Annotated in this window: 1 protein-coding gene; it reads right to left on the reverse strand. The window is 79.9% G+C overall.

Features of this window, described 5'->3' with window-relative positions; translation table 11 throughout:
• Positions 1-126: 126 nt before the first annotated feature.
• On the reverse strand, positions 127-1601 hold a 1475-nt coding region (locus AB0E96_RS41000; protein ID WP_359831916.1), incomplete at its 5' end, for a hypothetical protein.

Here is a 1601-nt window from a genome sequence, read left to right on the forward strand (position 1 = left end):
GCCGCGGGCTGGGGCGCGACCGGGCCGGGCTGGTACCCGTGCGGCGGGGCGACGGGGCCGGGGGCGGCCGCCGGCACCGCCCAGGGCAGCGCGGCCGGATCGGAAGCGGGACGCTGGTGCAGGGGGCTACCGCGCACGGAGCACCTCCCCGGGGTCGTGCGGGTACGGCCCGTTCACGTCGTCCTGACGGTTCGTCACCACTGGTTGCTGGAGCGCGTACTGGTCGTCCAGCTCGCCGTACGGCGCGGGCTGGACGTGGGCCGGGAACGGCGCCGGCGCGGCCGGCTGCGGCGCCAGCCCGGCCAGCGGCGCCACCGGCCCGGTGGTGATCACCGGCGGGACGGGCTGCGGCGGGGCGTACGAGGGCTGCTCACCCGCGGCCGCGTCGTACCCGCCCGGGGCGTACGGGCCGTACGGGGCCTGGCCCTGGCCGTCCTGCCGGTAGTACCCCTGCCGGCCGTACCCGGGCCGGCCGCCGGGCCCGCCCGCACCGTGGGCCGGCTGCCCGTGGGCCGACTGCCCGTGGCCGGGCTGCCCGTACGGGCCCTGGGCGGGCACGGGAGAGGGCGCGGGAGAGGGTGCGGGTACCGCCGGCTGCGGCGCCACCGGCACGGGCCCGGTCGGTACCGACGAGGCCGGCCCCGGCGCGGCCGGGACCGGAGGCGTCGGCCCCGGAGGCATGGCCACCGCCGCCGCGACCGGGGCCGGGGCCGGGCCGCCCGCCGTCAGCTGGGCCGGTGCCGCGTCCTGCACCGCGCCCGGCGCGAGCCGCTGGCGCCGACGGCGGATCAGCAGCTGCACCTCGTCCGCCGCCGACCGGGCCGTGCGCATCAGCTCCGAGCGGATGAACCGCCGGTCGGTGGTGTCCCCGCCGTCGGAGAGCACCTTGGCCGTCCGGGTGGCGTGCGGCAGCACCCCGAGCACCGGCAGCCCGAGCTCGCGGGACACCTCCGCCCGCGTGTACGGCCCCTCGGCGACCAGCAGCAGCCCGAGCGCGTCCGTCCCGGTGCCGGCGGAGGCCAGGTCCTCGGCCAGGGCGGCGAGCCGGGGCCGGACCGAGCTCAGCCCGCGCAGCGTGGTGCGCACCGTCGCCACCACCGCGTCGGCGCGGCGGGCCAGCACCGCGCTGTGGCCGGTGGCGCCGGAGCGGCCGAGGTCCACGATGACGTCGTAGCCCTGCTGCTCCACTCCGTGCAGCAGGTCCGCGAGCGGCTCCCAGGTGTAGGCGAGGCCGGGCGCCTGGGTGGGGTCGGTCAGCCCGGGCAGAAGCAGCCGTTCGGCGTTGCCCTCGGGCGAGAGGTCGATGAGCTGTTCCCAGATGGTTCGGGCGAGCAGCCCGCGCCGGTCGGCGACGGCGAGGTTGCGCAGCCCGTACACCGCCTCGACCCGTCCCTCCAGGGCGCCGGCGAGCACCGCGCCGCCGTCCGGGTCGGCCTCGACCAGCAGGACCCGCCGACCGGGCGACAGCGGCCAGGACAGCAGCAGCGCCAGGGCGGTGGTGGTCGCACCCGGCGCACCCGGGCCGCCGACCACCGCGATCACGGCCATCAGGCACCGCCCGTCGGTGCCGGGGCCCCGGGCGTGCCGCCGCCGGGGGTGGC

It is taken from the genome of Kitasatospora sp. NPDC036755 (assembly GCF_040636595.1).
GTDB lineage: Bacteria > Actinomycetota > Actinomycetes > Streptomycetales > Streptomycetaceae > Kitasatospora.